We start from the raw sequence: 15,585 nt of genomic DNA, 5'->3' as shown, positions 1-15,585 counted from the left end.
TTATGCTTTTAATATTTTTTCTAGCGCTGTTACGATACCATCATGGTCATGGTCGTCTGTAACGACATCTGCAATACCTTTAATCGTATCGTTCGCATTTCCCATAGCAACACCAACTGCTGCTCTTTCTAACATATCAGAATCATTTAAACTATCACCAAAAGCAATCACTTCTGAGAAATCCGCTCCAATTTGATCAAACAATCTTTGTAATGATTTCCCTTTAGATACTTCACTATTCATGAATTCTAAAAAGTACGGCTTACTTATTGTTGATGATACTTGTTCATTAAATTTGCCATTCAGCTCTTGATTTGCACTTGCAATGTTTTCCTCGAAATCAACCCCCATTATTTTTGGAACGTCATCAATAATAGCTTCTTTAATATCATTGACTTTTTTCATTGGAAGACCTGTTAATTCACTTTCAATGTTCATATAATCATGTGTTGTATCATGAATAATTTGGTCATTTAAATACGTTAAATAAAAGAAATGATGACTTCTACAATAATCAATAATATCGTGTGCATCTTTTTGACTAATTGTTTGATTAAATACGATACTTTGATCTTCTGCCTTGATGACAAATGCACCATTATAACTTACGATATAGCCTCCATAACTCTTTAAATCAAGTGCTTCTGCATGCTTAACCATACCTGCAGTTGGGCGCCCTGATGCGAGTATTAACTTCATGCCTTGTTTTTGTTTCTCCATTAAGTATTGATATGTCACTTCACTTATTTCATTCTTTGAAGTTAAAAGTGTATCATCCATATCCATTACGATGTATTTATATATCATGTTTATCTCCTTAAATATAATAATGCTTATATTCTATCATACATAGAATATAAGCATCTCATTTTTAATTATAAGTTTATAATTTTTTGGCTAATGCCATATCGATTAATGGTTACCAATTCAGATTCGCAATCTTCAAATTCGTCCTGCAATGCTCTCACAAGCTTACCACTCAATTCTTTTTTTACGAGCGTTAGTACAGTTGGACCAGCACCACTAATGACTGTCGCATACGCACCATGTTCTAAAGCTAATGCTTTAATATGTTCAAAATCAGGGATCAAATGTTGACGATAAGGTTCATGAAAACCATCTTTCATCATCATCTTTCCAGCTAATTCATAATTATGTTGAATTAACGCACTGATCATCGTATTGCTAATCGCACTATATTTAACGGCATCTTTTAAAGATAATGTTTCTGGTAATACTTTACGTGCTTTCTCTGTTGATAACTCATACGCTGGTATTGTAGCAATAACATCGACTTTTGGTATATCAATATATGAGACATCCGTATGTTTAGCTTCTGGATCATATACACCTAAGACTAAACCACCATAAATTGTTGGTGCAACATTATCTGGATGCCCTTCAATTTCAGTTGCAAGTTGTAGCAACTCATATTTAGATAACTTTAAATTTGCAAAATAATTAGCAAGAAATAAACCTGTTACGAGCGCAGATGCTGAACTACCTAACCCTCTTGCAAGTGGAATATCACTATACATTTTTAAATTTAATGCAGGCATTTCTTTAGAAAATTTCTTTGTAGCAGTTTGTGCAATTTTAGTAATATAATGGTCTTCATTATCAGGTAAACCTTGAAGATGAGGTCCAATATGCTCAAAATGCCATTTTCCATCTTCGGAAAGATGTGCTTCTACTTCTAAATATTTATCTAGAGCCATTCCGATTGAGTCGAAACCAACCCCAAGGTTAGCAGTTGAGGCTGGTACTTTAAGCTTTAATTTCTTCATTGTAATGCACGCTCAATATAATCAATAATTGCTTGTTCGTCATTTTCTAAAGGTGTAATTGGCGAATCAAGTAAATCGATTGCAGTATCAGGATCTTTCAATCCATTACCTGTTAAAATTGCGACAACAGTTTGATTTGGCTCTAATTTACCTTGCTCATGCAATTTCAACAAACCTGCAATTGAAGCGTTACTAGCTGGTTCACTGAAGACACCCTCTTTACTTGTCATAAGTTTGTACGCTTTAAGGATTTCTTCATCTGTCACACTATCAATTAGTCCATTTGACTCATCACGTGCTGCCTCAGCTAATTTCCAACTTGCTGGATTTCCGATTCTAATAGCAGTCGCTACTGTCTCTGGATTTGTGACAACTTTACCTTGTACGATTGGAGACGCACCTTCAGCTTGGAAACCACACATAACAGGTAAACCTGATTGATTTAATTGATGATATTCTTTGAAACCTTTCCAATATGCTGTGATATTTCCAGCATTTCCTACTGGTATCGCAAATAAGTCTGGCGCTTTACCATCTAATTGTTCAACAATTTCAAAAGCACCAGTCTTCTGACCTTCAATTCTATAAGGATTTACAGAGTTTACAAGTGCTATTTCACCTTTTTCTGCTACTTTTTTAACGATATTTAATGCTTCATCAAAATTCCCTTTAATTGATACAATTTCAGCACCGTACATAACTGCTTGTGCTAATTTACCAAGTGCTATTTTACCTTCAGGAATAACAACAATTGCTTTTAAGCCTGCTCTTGCAGCATAAGCGGCAGCTGAAGCTGATGTATTACCAGTAGAAGCACATATTATAATCTTTTTACCTTCTTCTTTCGCTTTTGCGACTGCCATTACCATACCTCTATCTTTAAAAGAACCTGTAGGGTTAAGACCTTCAAATTTAGCAAATAAATTAATATTCAATTTATCTGATAAATAAGGTAAATGAATTAATGGTGTATTACCTTCATTTAATGTCAGTTGAGGTGTTCCTTCGTTTACTGGTAAATATTCTTTATAATTATGAATTAATCCTTGCCATCTGCCCATATTACTTATCTCCTTCAATTGGATAATATTTCAAAATATTAATGCCATTTTCTTTTAATTGTTCAACTGGTAATTCATCAATACCTCTGATGACAATACCATACGTATTTTCAGTTCGTTGTTCTACTTTAACACTTCTATGAAATTCGATTGTCGCTTTAATGTCATCTCTTAAGACATCTTCATCTTTGTCACTTTCAACAATGATAAAATGACTATTTTTCAGTGGGAATTTAACCACTTCATCTTCAACGATTTCTTTCGTACGTTCTGTTTTAAGTTCAAAGTGTGGCGGTAACGTATGTAAATCTGATTCAAATTGTAATGAAACGTTTAATAAATCAGATACAACTGCACTACCAGTAGCTAAACTACCTGCACCTTTACCGTAAAACATTGTATCCCCAACAGCATCACCAATAACATATATAGCATTATATTCATCTTCAACATGCGCCATTTGATGACTGTTTGGTAATAATGTTGGTTTAACACTTGATATAACTCGGCCATTCTCATATTTACCTTGACCAATTAATTTAATTTTATAGCCTAATTTTTCTGCAACTTTAATGTCTTCTATTTCAACATCAGAAATACCTACTCTTTCAACATCATTTAACGAAATGACTCTATTAAATGATAAATAGCTCGTAATTACGACTTTACGAGCTGCGTCAATTCCTTCAACATCGTCAGTTGGATCCGCTTCTGCATAACCTAAATCGGTTGCAAGCTGTAATGCTTCATCATATGATTTTCCTTCGCGCGTCATTTGACTAAGAATAAAGTTAGATGTGCCATTAAAGATACCCATAAATTGATTAATATTATTGGCATTTAATCCATTATTAATCGCATTCACAATCGGAATACCACCTGCTACACTCGCTTCATATTTAAGCGCAACTTTATTTTTCTCAGCTAAATCTTCTAAATCTCTTAAATGTACGGCTAATAAATCTTTATTTGCAGTAATGACGTGTATACCTTTAGAAAGAAATGCTTTCAACCATTCTACTGTTGGTTCGATACCACCCATTACTTCAACAACGATATCCAATTCATCGTCTTCTAAAATTTCGTTAATATTTTCAGTTAAATGATAGCTAGAAGTATTAATTGCACGTTTCTTGTTAATAGAACTCACAAGAATATGTTTAATATGTATAGATTTCCCAATCGTGTCTTCTATTTGCTTTTTATTTTCTTCGACAATCTTTACGACACCTGTTCCAACAGTGCCAAGACCTAATACTGCTACATTTAATACTTTCATTTCCTCACTCACCTTAAATATATTGTTCTTGTTAAAAATACAAATGTCTACTTGAAATAGACTCAAGTTTATTATAGTATAAATTCATTAAAGTTTTTTGTAAAGTTTGAATAATTAGAATTAATAGTAATATTATCATTATTTCTCGCTTTGTAAAGAGCTACAATTACATTACCCCCAGTAAAAGGACTGATAAAATGAAAGTTTCAAAATTTGGCGGAAGTTCCGTCGCTAACAGTGAGCAAATTAAAAAAGTCGTTAACATCATTAACGCTGATGATGAAAGAAAAATTGTAGTCGTATCCGCACCTGGAAAAAGATTTAAAGAAGATATTAAAACAACGGATTTGCTCATACGCTTATATGAAAAAGTTATTAATCAATTAGATTATTCAAACAAACTCAGCCAAATCGTTGGTCGTTATGAAGAAATTGTGACTGAATTGAACATGGATCGTTCTATTTTAGATGAAATTAAAAACCACTTATTAAATTTGATAAACGTGTATCACGATAAACCTGAACGCTTACTAGATGGTTTAAAAAGTTGTGGAGAAGATTTCAATGCGCAACTCATCGCACAATATAATAGTCAGTTAGGATTCCCTACACGTTACTTATCGCCTAAAGATGCAGGCATCATCGTCACAGATGAACCAGGAAACGCAATGATATTAGAATCGTCGTATGAGAAGATTTATAAATTACGTGAATATGATGAGAAATTAATCATTCCTGGATTCTTTGGTTATTCTGAAAATGGTGATATCGTGACTTTCCCTAGAGGTGGATCTGACATTACAGGGGCTATTTTAGCAAGAGGTATTAAAGCAAGCTTGTACGAGAACTTTACGGATGTATCAGGTATCTTTAGAGCAAACCCAACAGTCGTATCTCAACCAGAAGTAATTCCAGAAATCACATATAGAGAAATGCGTGAATTATCATATGCCGGATTTGGCGTATTTCATGATGAGGCACTAGAGCCACTTTATAAAGATCGCATTCCAGTTGTGATCAAGAATACAAATAGACCAACTGATAAAGGAACATACATTGTAAGTGAACGTAACATTTCTAACTTATCTCATATCGTTTCTGGCGTAAGCTGTGATAAAGGTTTTACAATTATCAACGTCAAAAAGTACTTAATGAATAGAGAAGTTGGATTTACACGTAAAGTACTTAGTATCTTAGAAGAAGAAAACATTTCAATCGAACATATCCCATCTGGTATTGATAGCATTAGTATTATTATGAGATCGACTCAAATTAAAGGAAAAGAAGAAAGAGTTTTAAATAAAATTCGAGAAAATATTCCTGTAGACGAGTTAACAATTGACTATGATTTAGCTATTTTAATGATTGTCGGAGAAGGAATGAATAAAGCAGTTGGAACAGCAGCTGGAGCAACTGCAGCACTTAGTAAGAGAAATGTTAACTTAAATATGATTAACCAAGGATCATCTGAAATTTCTATGATGTTTGGTATTGATGAGCAATATTCTGATATAGCCGTTCAAGCGATTTATGACGAATACTTCGCAAATAAAACAACACAACTCGCATAGTAACTATTAGTAACTAAAAGAAGCCAACGATTTAATCGTCGGCTTCTTTTATGTATCTGATAAAATAATCTGATTGAGTTTATCTTTACCTATTACTTTTCTAAGCATAAAGAATTGATAATAACTTAAATGTTGAATTAACTTTTGATATTTATAAATATCATCTTGTCTCAGCTCATGATATAGCTTATACATCATTTGGATTTCTGGTCGCAAATACTTCACATCATGTTCTAAGCTATGAAAGTATATTTTGTAATCTTCCACTTCTATATTGTGATCATGACTAAATTGCCATTTCTCATCTTTCGTTTCATATATATAAACTTTAAGAATTTTACATTCGCTCTTCTTATTATAAATATAATATTTCTTATAATCTCTAAGTTCTTCAACAGTAATTTCTTTTAGTTCATTCAATGGTGTCTCAACTACTATTTGATAATGGCGTTCTAAAAAGTAGTTTGCTAAAGCAAGCTCTTCTTCTCTGCTTACTGTTATGCTCATGATTTCTTTAGTGTGCGTATATTCGTTCAAAAATAAATCAATCGCACTTTGTCCACAAACAATATATTGAAATGGGTAGTCAGACATTAACTGTTTTAGTTCATCTATAGATAAATATTGTTCGTTTCCTTCCAATATAGCTACCTCCTACGTAAGCGTTTTCACTCCTTTTCATTCTAACAGTTTTGTCATTATTATCCAATAGATAATTGTTGATTATTCTTTACGATTTAGTGAATCTTCTTTTGAAAATCCATTTGGATATCTATTTTTAAGTTTTTCAATATTTAGCTGACCAATTTCATCCAGATCTACATCAAGAGCAGAAGCGCAACATGCGATATACCAAAGTACATCCCCTAGTTCTTTCTTTAATGCTTCTTTATCTAGGTCATGACCATGAAATACGTATTTCTTAACAATATCTGCAACTTCACCAGATTCTCCTGTTAAACCTAATGCTCCATTAATTAAGCTTTTATCTGGATCTCTTTTAACATCAGACATAGTTCTTAATGCAAGATTTTGATATTCATTTAAATCCATTGTTTTACCCCTTTTTAATATGATCTTTTAATAATTGAATAACAGATTGTGTGCCATTATCTTCAAAACCTGCTTCACTTAATGCATCATATACTTCTTTAGCTTTTAATAATCCAGGCATATATAAGCCTCTTTTTTCACTTTCTTCTATCGCAATTCTCATATCTTTAATGAAATGTTTAACATAAAATCCTGGTGCATAATCTCCTTTAACCATTCTTGGTCCTAAATTGGATAATGACCAACTACCCGCTGCACCATGTTCAATAGAACTGAATACTTTATCAATATCTAATCCCGCTTCTTCAGCATATATAATGGATTCTGCTACACCTAACATACCTGCTGCGATAGCGATTTGATTCGCAAGTTTCGTATGTTGTCCATTACCACTTTTACCTTGATAGACAACATTTTGTCCAATAACATTGAAAATATCTTCAACTTGATTAAATACTTCTTCGTCTCCACCGACCATAATCGTTAATGTAGCATTTTTCGCACCAACGTCGCCACCAGATACAGGTGCATCTAAACTGTTAATATTTTTTGTTTTTGCTTCGTTGTAAATGCTCTCTGCAAGAGCAGGGCTTGAAGTTGTCATATCTATAATAGTTGTGCCTTCTTTAGCATGGTTTATAATGCCACTTTCATCTAAATAAATAGATTCAACATCTTTAGGATAACCAACGATAGATATAATCACATCACTAGTCTTAGATAAATCTGCAATAGTGTCACACCAAATCGCGCCTATTTCTACCAATTCATCTGCTTTAGATTTTGTTCTATTATAAACATTTACTTCATAACCTTCATTAATTAAGTGGGTTGCCATAGATTTACCCATAACGCCTGTACCTACAAAGCCGATTGTTTTTTTAGTCATTTCAATTCCTCCTACATATTCTAATCATATAAACATTATACAGATTTATCAGAAAAATCTAAACAAACTCACTTAGTCTTTTAGATTCAATTAATGATTATAAAAAGGACATTTGTACGATTTTTAATACTGTTATTAAAACGGTATAAAAAGTTTAAAAAAATTATAATAAATTTTGTTTGAGATTAATATTTAGTGGTATTGAATTATTGTTGATACATAAGTGTCAAACAAAAAAAGAAATGGGGTTTATATATGAAGAAATTTTTAATCTTGTTACTATCTTCATTTTTATTCTTAGCAGCATGCGGTAACGATGATAGTAACGGCAGCAAAGATGATTCATCTGCAAATAAAGATTCTTCGAAATCTGATGATGCATCTAAATCAAAAGATAGTAAGTCTGATAAAGATTCAGATAAAAAATCTGATGATAAATCTGACAGTAAATCAGACAGCAGTAAGGACTCTGATAGTAGTTCTGATGATGTCGCTTCAGGCGATTCTGCTAGTTTAAATTCAGATGGTAATAACTCCGATGATAACGGGTCTAGTGACTCTAATTCAAATGGCACTAATGGCTCAGATGATAGTAGTGGCACAGACGGTAATAGTGCTTCTAACTCTGACTCAAGCAATTCAAATGCTAATAGTGACGATAACGCAAATAACAATAACTCAGCTAATTCTGATGGATCAAACAATGGTGCTAATAGCAACGCTGACCAAAATAGCAATGGCGCTTCAAATGCTGATAATTCAGCAGCTAATGACGCTAATAACGCAGCTAGCAATGATGCTAACAATGCTGCAAGTAATAGTCAGTCGAATTCAGCACTTGGTGCAGAACAAGCTCAACAAATTTACAATGAAACAGGACAAAATCCTTACTTAAATTCTATTAATGCAGAATGGAGACAAAAATATGAAGGCGGATTAACAAATCCTGAAAAAGCTTCATTAACTGCTTTAGAAAAAGGAACATACAATGGTCCTGAACAACCTGAACTATTCTATAATGCATTAGTTCAAATACAACAACAATATGCACAATAATTAAAAAAGCGTGGGATTGAAATCAAATGATTTCATATCCACACGCTTTTTTTAATTCAACATATATTGTTTAATTTGTTCTATAAAATAATCTTTCATTTCATTAATAATCCACTCATCCGGCATGCCATCTATTGTCGTCTTCCAATTCGTATGAATTTCTAACGAACGATGAGGACATTCCGTTTCACTAAACTCCAAATGTAATCGAACAGTATCTCGATTAGGTGTTAAATTATAATCAATCATATCTGAAGCGATTGCTCTTAATGTTTCTTGCTCATTTAATAAAAATTCTTCATCTGTACTCGAGAGAGATTCTAATACTTCATACCCTAAATATTGTTCATTACCTATTGGGTTAGCAGTATGCCACGCAATACGCTCAGTATCAATCGCTTGCCATTGTTGATTTCTATCGATGTAATAATGCGCGATACCTTGGACATATCTTTCTTCAGGTGCGTTTATTAATACTTCACGCCATTCATTAGCATTTAATTCACTTGCATCGTTATGGATCACAACACCTAGTAAAGGTTGCTTTCTTTTTTCCATTTCATAATGGATATAATCATTTTGTGAAGCGATAATAATCCTCCCCTTTTCATTGCTTTTATTTATTTTAACACATTAAAATATTTTATTTAAAATTGTTTATCAATCGTCATACATGGTATTGTAATAAAAGGTACAATACAGGAGGTATCATGATTATGACACAACATTTTCATAGAGGAATTTTATTTTACCACGAGGCGGCTGGCCAAGGTAATATATATAAAGAACTGGGACAAGTTACAGAAAATTTAACACAGCTTTGTGATGAATTAACAATAAAATTAAGTAAAGAAGAAGGACAAATTCGTTCTTATTGTAAAACATTAGCTGCCGATACTAACGAACAAGCTTATGATGTATTTTTTATACTAGGCGGCGATGGAACATTAAATGAATTAATAAATGGTGTCGTAGAAAACAATCTCCAAATACCCATTGGTGTCTTACCTGGTGGAACATTCAATGATTTCACGAAGACTTTAAATATATCTCAAAAACCAATGCAAGCTTCTCAAGATTTATTAGCGAGTCAAATTAAGTCATTTGATGTATTAGATGTCAATGGTACATATGCACTTAACTTTGCAGGTATTGGTTTAATGGTTCAAAACGCTGAAAATGTTGAATCCAATCAAAAAGAATTATTAGGTAAATTCAGTTATATCTTTTCTACAATCAAAACGGTAGCTAACCCAGAAATTTATCAATATAATTTAACAGCTGATAACGAAACATATTCAGGAGAAACTTCAATGATTTTGATTGCGAATGGTCAACACGTAGGTGGTAGTAGAATTCCTTTAGAAGACTTATCACCTAATGACGGGAAAATGAATATATTTATTTTCGACAAACAAAATTTCAGTATTATCAATGACTTCTTTAAAGTAAAAGATAGCATGAATTGGAACGAGATTAGTGACAGCATACAACACATATCTTGTGAATCAGCTACGTTATCTACTGATCCATCAGCCAAATTAGATATAGACGGTGAAATTCTATTCGAAACACCTGTTGAAATAAAAATATTACGTGACCAAGTTAAATTGCTATATGTAGATTTGAATAATGCATAAATTTAAGAGACTGAGACATTACATTATGTGCCAGTCTCTTTTATTTGGAAAAATCAATGTAAACGTGAAGTTCTAGGTTGCTTGTTTGGGGAGTCTTACTATATACGGAGCTTCTATGTTGCTTGTTTGGGCAGTCTTGCAATATACGGAGCTCCTATGTTGCTTGTTTCGCCTGTCTTGATAAATACAAGGCGCCTATTTATCTTGTTTCGTCAGTCTTGATAAATACGAAGCCCCTATTTATCTTGTTTGATCAATCTTGATACATACAAGGCCACTATTTATCTTGTTTCACTAGTCTTGATAAATACAAGGTCCAGAATATTGCTTGTCGTACACCTCTAGCAATATTCTGCCCTTCCTATTTCTAAAAATATGAAAAGAGTCTAGAACATTTCTGTCCGAGACTCTTTTTTCGAAAAATTATTTATAAATATATCTAGGGTTTTAAAAACTTAATAAAAGCATGTCACAACATACTATGCTTGAATATTACCATGTTCATCAGATGGTCTAAACAATGCGAATACAGCACTGAAGAATGCGATAACATGTGGAATCCCTGTCCAACAGAATGCTAAGTGTAATAGTCCAACAACTGGTTTTTGTGCATAAAATTTATGAACACCAAAGTTTCCTAATAACACAGCTAATGCGATATAAATCCATTTATTTACGAGCATAATATCCCTCCTTCAACTATAAATTCATTATAGTCTCTATATACATATATTACCCAAATATAAACGAACAAAATCAGCGATAGTATGACAATTTTGTCACTTATCAATAAAAAAAGCTGTCTCAAGTTTTAAACTTGATGACAGCTAAATGCATTAGTTCCCTAAATAGTCATTAAAATCAGCAATAAATTGTTCTTTGTTCTGTGCTGAAGGATATTGTAATCCACCTAAAATAATAGATTGGCTACTTATTGTAATAAAGTCATAATCAATGGAATGTCTCAAAAATATATTTTTTGCTTCTTCTTGATTGTATTTATTCTCTAAATTCTCAAATACGATAATCTTTTTATCAAAAAACATAACTGCCTCCAAAAAACTTAATATATAAATACTACAAAACTATATTAAGCGAATCTAGAGGAAATTGATGTAAATACTTATTAATAATGTATAATTACATATATTTTATAGATTTACAGAACAAATTTAAATGTTTTTAAATGATTATGATTGATTATGAATTTTTGATAAACTCTTTTTCTAGATGATCCATCATGTTCTGGGCTTTTTTTAATCCTGGAGATTCGTTTTCTTCTTCCATTTGTTCGAGTTCCACTATATTGAATTGCACTTCTTTCTTTAAAGTGTCCCACATTTTTTGATATACACGTTCTTCCATTATATTCAGCCTCCTTGAAAATCTACTTTCTATATAGTATTTACCCTTTTCATGGTTACACAATCATCATTAAACTTTGATTGGTAAATCAATGTAAAATAGTAGATTCTAATAAATACTTTTGATTATATTTCACAGCAAGCTTGTATATAAATGTGATTAAACATTGGTATTGAATTTCATTCTCTTGATATTGTGATTTATACTTCAAGTATTGGTTACGTTCTTCTTCAGTAGCAATTTTCTTAAAATACCCCCACATATGATCATAAGTATTGATGATTGAACCTTTAGTCGGAACAATGGCTTTAGCATCATCAATCATACTTTGTAAATCGTCATATGTGATATTTCCCTTTAAAGCTTCTCTTATATCTAAATATGACTTTTGACTATGCATCATGACATTATATTTTTCATGTCTCCATAACTTTTCAATATCTGCTCTCTTACTCATGTTATCACCTACTTATATTACACCGAGGTGCAATTTTATCTGCTGTCCATTTCATAAATAATAATTTTTCATATTCTAAATAAGCTTGGTCACTCATTAATTTCGTTTCACCATAAACAAATATAGGTGGTAACTTTTCAGTAGAAAATGCACCATCTTTAATACCAGTATCAATCATATTACCCATATTTGAAATTTGATGTTCAAAGTCTTTTGACCTTTTCCCACCTCTTCTTTTATGTTCTTTATCCATTTCTAACAATAATTCATAAGTGTCAGCTAAATAAGGATAGCCATCATTAAAAACATGCTTCACGATAGGATGACTTAAATAACGTGTATTGCCATCAATATATTCAAGCTTAGCCAGACAAACATTAATAATTTGATAAAGTTCTAATACTTGCTTAGAAAGACGACGGTTATCTAAAAATTTTGCGCTTATTTCATGATTCTTGTGAACTCTAAAAATTTGCATTGCGTAATTCCTCTCTCATTATTTAACAATCATGATGATTCCGAAACAAATCAACAACATATAAATATATTTAATTAAAGCACGTTGATCAATTTTATTATTGATAATATGTCCCAACCATAATGTTAGGATGAGAAGCGGTAAAATGGCCAATAACAAATACGAAAGTGAGATTGACCAAAATCCTGAAACACCGTGACTAAAGACAATAAAACAACCTGTAATAAAAAAATGTACTTGTGAAATATTTTTTAAATCAGTAATATGCCATTTTTTCAAAGTTCCATATATAATAATCGGTACACCGTGACTATTATATGCACTACCTAAAACACCCGAAACAACACCTGCAATATAGTCATAAAACTTTGGAATATTCAATTTAACTTGGTATATATTCTTATAATAATTAACAAGATTAATAGCACCGTACAATAATATAAATACCCCTAAAAACTTAATAATCACATCTTCATTTGCCCATTTAACAATTACAATACCAATAGGCGTCCCAATAATAGAACCCATTAATAAACGTTTAATAATAGACCAATCAAGATTGCCACGGCTTCTAATAAACACAGGTAAAGCCACTAATAATCCAACAATTGCCACTACAGAAATAGACAATTTAAAATCTAAATTTAATAAAGCGAGTAATGGCATCGTAACCAAAGCCTCACCAAACCCAAACACAATTCGTACCATAGCCCCCAGTAGAATTGAAAAAATAACGAGTGTCCAAATAGTAATATCCATAGAATCCCCTTTTATATGTTTATAAAATAAAAACACCTTCTAAACATTAGAAAGTGTCAAAATTTCATTAATATTCTACTTCCATTATACCTTTTTTAAGAACTAAAAAATATGAAAAGAGTATAAAAACAAGGGAATACTAGAATATTTTACTAGCGTATTTAATAGTTCAATCTTTGTTATAATCAATTATGAAAAGTCATATAAGGAGGTTTGAAATTGTTTGAGTCAATTGAATTAATAAAAAGCTATTTTAATAATGAACCAATTGAAGACTACAAACTTGAAGAACTTAATATTAAGTATGAAGCTTGTAGTTTTCAAATTCACAATATTACTTATAGAAGTAGATGTGCTAAAAAGACATCTAATAAAAAAGGCTATTTTGTCGTATTTTGGGTTAAAGATCAAAATGATCAAAACAGACCTTATACATATTCAGAAACACCAGAAAAACTCATCATAGCTATACTAGATAATAATAAAAAAGGGCTGTTTATTTTTCCTAAAGATATTCTACTTAAGCAGAAAATCATAAGTAATCACGACGTAAATGGAAAAATGGCAATGAGAGTTTACCCACCATGGGAAAATCATTTAAATAAGACTGCTAGTCAAACTCAAAATTGGCAAAAAGAATTTTTCATAGATTTATCTAACATATCATTTATTACCTCTTAACTTGTATATACAAGTTCAACAAGATATAATATGTTCATATTCATATAAAGGGGAATTATGTTATGCAGAATGATTTTGATTATATGCAAATGCTTAAAGGTGAACTATACATAGCACAGGATATTCATGAATCTAATGGTTCAAAAAAAGGAAAAATGTTAGCAGATAAAATTAATCATACACCTATTGAAAATAGTGATGAAATTATTAAATTAGAAAAAGAACTTTTTGGTAAAACAGGAGAAAATATATACTTACATCCACCACTCTATGTTGATTACGGTAGACATATCAATATTGGTGAGAATTTCTATGCTAATATGGATTGTATATTTCTAGATGTTAATTATATCAATATTGGTGATAATGTTATGTTTGGTCCAAGAGTGAGTTTATATACAGCAGGTCATCCTATTGATCCCACAATTCGAAATGAACAATTAGAATTTGGTCATGAAATTAATATTGGAAATAATGTATGGATTGGTGGAAATGCAGTCGTATTACCAGGCGTGTCGGTAGGAGAAAACTCTGTAATCGCATCAGGAGCAGTCGTAACAAAAGACGTGCCACCCAATACAGTTGTAGGTGGAAATCCAGCAAAAGTCATTAAGCAAATCACAAGTTCTGATTATGACAAATGGCATCGAATGAAATTAGAATATTACGAGAAAAAACGACAATCAGTAGAAAAATGATAGTCTTTTAAAGATCATCACTAATTAGATGGTCTTTTTTTGATTTAATAAAATCCTAATATTCTTCCTACAAATCCTATTATAATGAGAGTTGTGGCAATATACCATTTTATTTGAGTGTGTTTCATCTCTTCCTTATTTGCCTTTTCTTTTTCATCAAATAAAGATATAAGATCATCTTTCAAATTTTTTATATCAGTTTTTAACTCTGTTCTTAAGTTTTTCATATCGCCCTTAAACTCTGACCTTAAATTATTTATATCTGTTTTTAATTCTAATCTTGTTGTAGTCAATTCTTGCTTTACTTCCTTGATATTATCTTCAAGTGTATTAAAGCGCGAGTCCATATGATTTTTATGTTCTTCAAATTCAGGTCTTGTTACAAAATCCATTTTTATCACCTCTTAGTTGTTATTATTATTTTATTATGGTGTGAGCTAACTAACGATATCTCAGTCTATTTTATTCTCTGTATTTTATATAATTATAAAATATATTTATTTTTAAATCAACTTTTACTACGCCTATTTTGTGTCTTCTACTTTAGTTGCAATTCCTCCGACTTTTGTTACTATGGCTTGCCTTAGTTACACTTCGAACGAGTTTTGTTACTACGGCTGCCCTTGTTTACACTTCCACGGACTTTTGTTACTATAGCCATCCTTAGTTACAATTCCCTCGACTTTTGTTACTATAGACGCCCTTAGTTACATTTCCACAGACTTTTGTTACTATAGCCATCCTTAGTTACAATTCCCTCGACTTTTGTTACTATAGACGCCCTTAGTTACATTTCCACAGACTTTTGTTA

The 15,585-nt window shown here is 31.6% G+C and carries 20 protein-coding genes; 5 read left to right on the top strand and 15 right to left on the bottom strand.

All coding sequences use genetic code 11. The features are described 5' to 3' along the window. The 4 genes from LQ679_RS00100 to LQ679_RS00085 form a co-directional block, all read right to left on the bottom strand. Positions 1–807 carry a Cof-type HAD-IIB family hydrolase gene (locus tag LQ679_RS00100; protein WP_239761901.1) on the bottom strand — a complete coding sequence of 269 codons (807 nt, stop codon included), beginning with the start codon at positions 805–807 and terminating at the stop codon, positions 1–3. Positions 808–875: 68 nt separating this feature from the next. Next, complete coding sequence (gene thrB / locus LQ679_RS00095; RefSeq protein WP_126477417.1) at positions 876–1,787, bottom strand: homoserine kinase; 912 nt, start codon at positions 1,785–1,787, stop codon at positions 876–878. Continuing rightward, positions 1,784–2,848 (bottom strand): threonine synthase, encoded by a 1,065-nt coding sequence (gene thrC / locus LQ679_RS00090; protein ID WP_239761900.1) that lies wholly within the window; start codon positions 2,846–2,848, stop codon positions 1,784–1,786. The genes thrB and thrC overlap by 4 nt, the downstream gene beginning before the upstream one ends. Before the next feature lies 1 nt (position 2,849). Continuing rightward, positions 2,850–4,127: a homoserine dehydrogenase gene (locus LQ679_RS00085; RefSeq protein ID WP_191835529.1), complete on the bottom strand. Its 1,278-nt coding sequence runs from the start codon at positions 4,125–4,127 to the stop codon at positions 2,850–2,852. A gap of 197 nt (positions 4,128–4,324) precedes the next feature. On the opposite strand from LQ679_RS00085, the gene LQ679_RS00080 reads away from it, so the two are divergent. Next, positions 4,325–5,698, top strand: a complete 1,374-nt coding sequence (locus LQ679_RS00080) for an aspartate kinase (RefSeq protein ID WP_126477419.1) — start codon at positions 4,325–4,327, stop codon at positions 5,696–5,698. Between the two features lie 48 nt (positions 5,699–5,746). Here the strand turns inward: LQ679_RS00080 and LQ679_RS00075 are convergent, their stop codons facing one another. The 3 genes from LQ679_RS00075 to LQ679_RS00065 form a co-directional block, all read right to left on the bottom strand. Then, positions 5,747–6,340: a hypothetical protein gene (locus tag LQ679_RS00075; RefSeq protein ID WP_051575391.1), complete on the bottom strand. Its 594-nt coding sequence runs from the start codon at positions 6,338–6,340 to the stop codon at positions 5,747–5,749. An 81-nt stretch (positions 6,341–6,421) separates the two neighbouring features. Further along, the gene (locus tag LQ679_RS00070; RefSeq protein WP_037587904.1) at positions 6,422–6,751 is read right to left on the bottom strand and encodes a nucleoside triphosphate pyrophosphohydrolase family protein; all 330 of its coding nucleotides are present in this window, start codon (positions 6,749–6,751) and stop codon (positions 6,422–6,424) included. A gap of 4 nt (positions 6,752–6,755) precedes the next feature. Beyond that, positions 6,756–7,640 carry an NAD(P)-dependent oxidoreductase gene (locus LQ679_RS00065; protein WP_159316251.1) on the bottom strand — a complete coding sequence of 295 codons (885 nt, stop codon included), beginning with the start codon at positions 7,638–7,640 and terminating at the stop codon, positions 6,756–6,758. A 255-nt stretch (positions 7,641–7,895) separates the two neighbouring features. On the opposite strand from LQ679_RS00065, the gene LQ679_RS00060 reads away from it, so the two are divergent. After that, positions 7,896–8,696 carry a hypothetical protein gene (locus LQ679_RS00060; protein WP_239761899.1) on the top strand — a complete coding sequence of 267 codons (801 nt, stop codon included), beginning with the start codon at positions 7,896–7,898 and terminating at the stop codon, positions 8,694–8,696. Between the two features lie 51 nt (positions 8,697–8,747). On the opposite strand, the gene LQ679_RS00055 is transcribed toward LQ679_RS00060, so the two are convergent. After that, entirely contained in the window at positions 8,748–9,254 is a 507-nt protein-coding gene (locus tag LQ679_RS00055; protein ID WP_224658719.1) for an N-acetylmuramoyl-L-alanine amidase, read from the bottom strand. A gap of 158 nt (positions 9,255–9,412) precedes the next feature. Between LQ679_RS00055 and LQ679_RS00050 the strand changes: the two genes are divergently transcribed. Next, positions 9,413–10,336, top strand: coding sequence for a diacylglycerol/lipid kinase family protein (locus LQ679_RS00050; protein WP_126477422.1), 924 nt, complete (start codon positions 9,413–9,415; stop codon positions 10,334–10,336). 479 nt (positions 10,337–10,815) lie between these two features. Here LQ679_RS00050 and LQ679_RS00045 read toward each other — a convergent pair whose 3' ends face one another. The 6 genes from LQ679_RS00045 to LQ679_RS00020 all read right to left on the bottom strand — a co-directional run bounded on the left by LQ679_RS00045 (position 10,816) and on the right by LQ679_RS00020 (position 13,395). Continuing rightward, positions 10,816–11,019 carry a TM2 domain-containing protein gene (locus tag LQ679_RS00045; RefSeq protein WP_126477423.1) on the bottom strand — a complete coding sequence of 68 codons (204 nt, stop codon included), beginning with the start codon at positions 11,017–11,019 and terminating at the stop codon, positions 10,816–10,818. Positions 11,020–11,172: 153 nt separating this feature from the next. Beyond that, complete coding sequence (locus LQ679_RS00040) at positions 11,173–11,382, bottom strand: hypothetical protein (protein WP_037587900.1); 210 nt, start codon at positions 11,380–11,382, stop codon at positions 11,173–11,175. A 154-nt stretch (positions 11,383–11,536) separates the two neighbouring features. Continuing rightward, the gene (locus LQ679_RS00035) at positions 11,537–11,701 is read right to left on the bottom strand and encodes a hypothetical protein (RefSeq protein ID WP_162841924.1); all 165 of its coding nucleotides are present in this window, start codon (positions 11,699–11,701) and stop codon (positions 11,537–11,539) included. Between the two features lie 88 nt (positions 11,702–11,789). Next, positions 11,790–12,158: a YbgA family protein gene (locus tag LQ679_RS00030; protein ID WP_239761898.1), complete on the bottom strand. Its 369-nt coding sequence runs from the start codon at positions 12,156–12,158 to the stop codon at positions 11,790–11,792. 4 nt (positions 12,159–12,162) lie between these two features. Next, positions 12,163–12,636: a pyrimidine dimer DNA glycosylase/endonuclease V gene (locus LQ679_RS00025; RefSeq protein WP_239761897.1), complete on the bottom strand. Its 474-nt coding sequence runs from the start codon at positions 12,634–12,636 to the stop codon at positions 12,163–12,165. An 18-nt stretch (positions 12,637–12,654) separates the two neighbouring features. Then, complete coding sequence (locus LQ679_RS00020; RefSeq protein ID WP_239761896.1) at positions 12,655–13,395, bottom strand: sulfite exporter TauE/SafE family protein; 741 nt, start codon at positions 13,393–13,395, stop codon at positions 12,655–12,657. A gap of 219 nt (positions 13,396–13,614) precedes the next feature. Here LQ679_RS00020 and LQ679_RS00015 point away from each other — a divergent pair, with 219 nt between their 5' ends. Continuing rightward, positions 13,615–14,076, top strand: a complete 462-nt coding sequence (locus tag LQ679_RS00015) for a MepB family protein (protein ID WP_239761895.1) — start codon at positions 13,615–13,617, stop codon at positions 14,074–14,076. A 62-nt stretch (positions 14,077–14,138) separates the two neighbouring features. Beyond that, entirely contained in the window at positions 14,139–14,774 is a 636-nt protein-coding gene (locus tag LQ679_RS00010; protein WP_204167692.1) for a sugar O-acetyltransferase, read from the top strand. Between the two features lie 44 nt (positions 14,775–14,818). Here the strand turns inward: LQ679_RS00010 and LQ679_RS00005 are convergent, their stop codons facing one another. After that, positions 14,819–15,166 (bottom strand): hypothetical protein, encoded by a 348-nt coding sequence (locus LQ679_RS00005; RefSeq protein WP_239761894.1) that lies wholly within the window; start codon positions 15,164–15,166, stop codon positions 14,819–14,821. Positions 15,167–15,585: the final 419 nt, after the last annotated feature.

The organism is Mammaliicoccus sp. I-M35, from assembly GCF_022386455.1.
Lineage (GTDB): Bacteria > Bacillota > Bacilli > Staphylococcales > Staphylococcaceae > Mammaliicoccus > Mammaliicoccus sciuri_A.
Note: the sequence above shows the minus strand (reverse complement) of the source record. Positions and strands in the feature narration are given on the sequence as shown.

Excerpts from the sequence above, each read along its gene's own strand:
- LQ679_RS00100 (WP_239761901.1), bottom strand. The coding sequence starts at position 807 with ATGATATATAAATACATCGTAATGGATATGGATGATACACTTTTAACT.
- thrB (WP_126477417.1), bottom strand. The coding sequence starts at position 1,787 with ATGAAGAAATTAAAGCTTAAAGTACCAGCCTCAACTGCTAACCTTGGG.
- thrC (WP_239761900.1), bottom strand. The coding sequence starts at position 2,848 with ATGGGCAGATGGCAAGGATTAATTCATAATTATAAAGAATATTTACCA.
- LQ679_RS00085 (WP_191835529.1), bottom strand. The coding sequence starts at position 4,127 with ATGAAAGTATTAAATGTAGCAGTATTAGGTCTTGGCACTGTTGGAACA.
- LQ679_RS00080 (WP_126477419.1), top strand. The coding sequence starts at position 4,325 with ATGAAAGTTTCAAAATTTGGCGGAAGTTCCGTCGCTAACAGTGAGCAA.
- LQ679_RS00070 (WP_037587904.1), bottom strand. The coding sequence starts at position 6,751 with ATGGATTTAAATGAATATCAAAATCTTGCATTAAGAACTATGTCTGAT.
- LQ679_RS00065 (WP_159316251.1), bottom strand. The coding sequence starts at position 7,640 with ATGACTAAAAAAACAATCGGCTTTGTAGGTACAGGCGTTATGGGTAAA.
- LQ679_RS00060 (WP_239761899.1), top strand. The coding sequence starts at position 7,896 with ATGAAGAAATTTTTAATCTTGTTACTATCTTCATTTTTATTCTTAGCA.
- LQ679_RS00055 (WP_224658719.1), bottom strand. The coding sequence starts at position 9,254 with ATGGAAAAAAGAAAGCAACCTTTACTAGGTGTTGTGATCCATAACGAT.
- LQ679_RS00050 (WP_126477422.1), top strand. The coding sequence starts at position 9,413 with ATGACACAACATTTTCATAGAGGAATTTTATTTTACCACGAGGCGGCT.
- LQ679_RS00045 (WP_126477423.1), bottom strand. The coding sequence starts at position 11,019 with ATGCTCGTAAATAAATGGATTTATATCGCATTAGCTGTGTTATTAGGA.
- LQ679_RS00040 (WP_037587900.1), bottom strand. The coding sequence starts at position 11,382 with ATGTTTTTTGATAAAAAGATTATCGTATTTGAGAATTTAGAGAATAAA.
- LQ679_RS00035 (WP_162841924.1), bottom strand. The coding sequence starts at position 11,701 with ATGGAAGAACGTGTATATCAAAAAATGTGGGACACTTTAAAGAAAGAA.
- LQ679_RS00030 (WP_239761898.1), bottom strand. The coding sequence starts at position 12,158 with ATGAGTAAGAGAGCAGATATTGAAAAGTTATGGAGACATGAAAAATAT.
- LQ679_RS00025 (WP_239761897.1), bottom strand. The coding sequence starts at position 12,636 with ATGCAAATTTTTAGAGTTCACAAGAATCATGAAATAAGCGCAAAATTT.
- LQ679_RS00020 (WP_239761896.1), bottom strand. The coding sequence starts at position 13,395 with ATGGATATTACTATTTGGACACTCGTTATTTTTTCAATTCTACTGGGG.
- LQ679_RS00010 (WP_204167692.1), top strand. The coding sequence starts at position 14,139 with ATGCAGAATGATTTTGATTATATGCAAATGCTTAAAGGTGAACTATAC.
- LQ679_RS00005 (WP_239761894.1), bottom strand. The coding sequence starts at position 15,166 with ATGGATTTTGTAACAAGACCTGAATTTGAAGAACATAAAAATCATATG.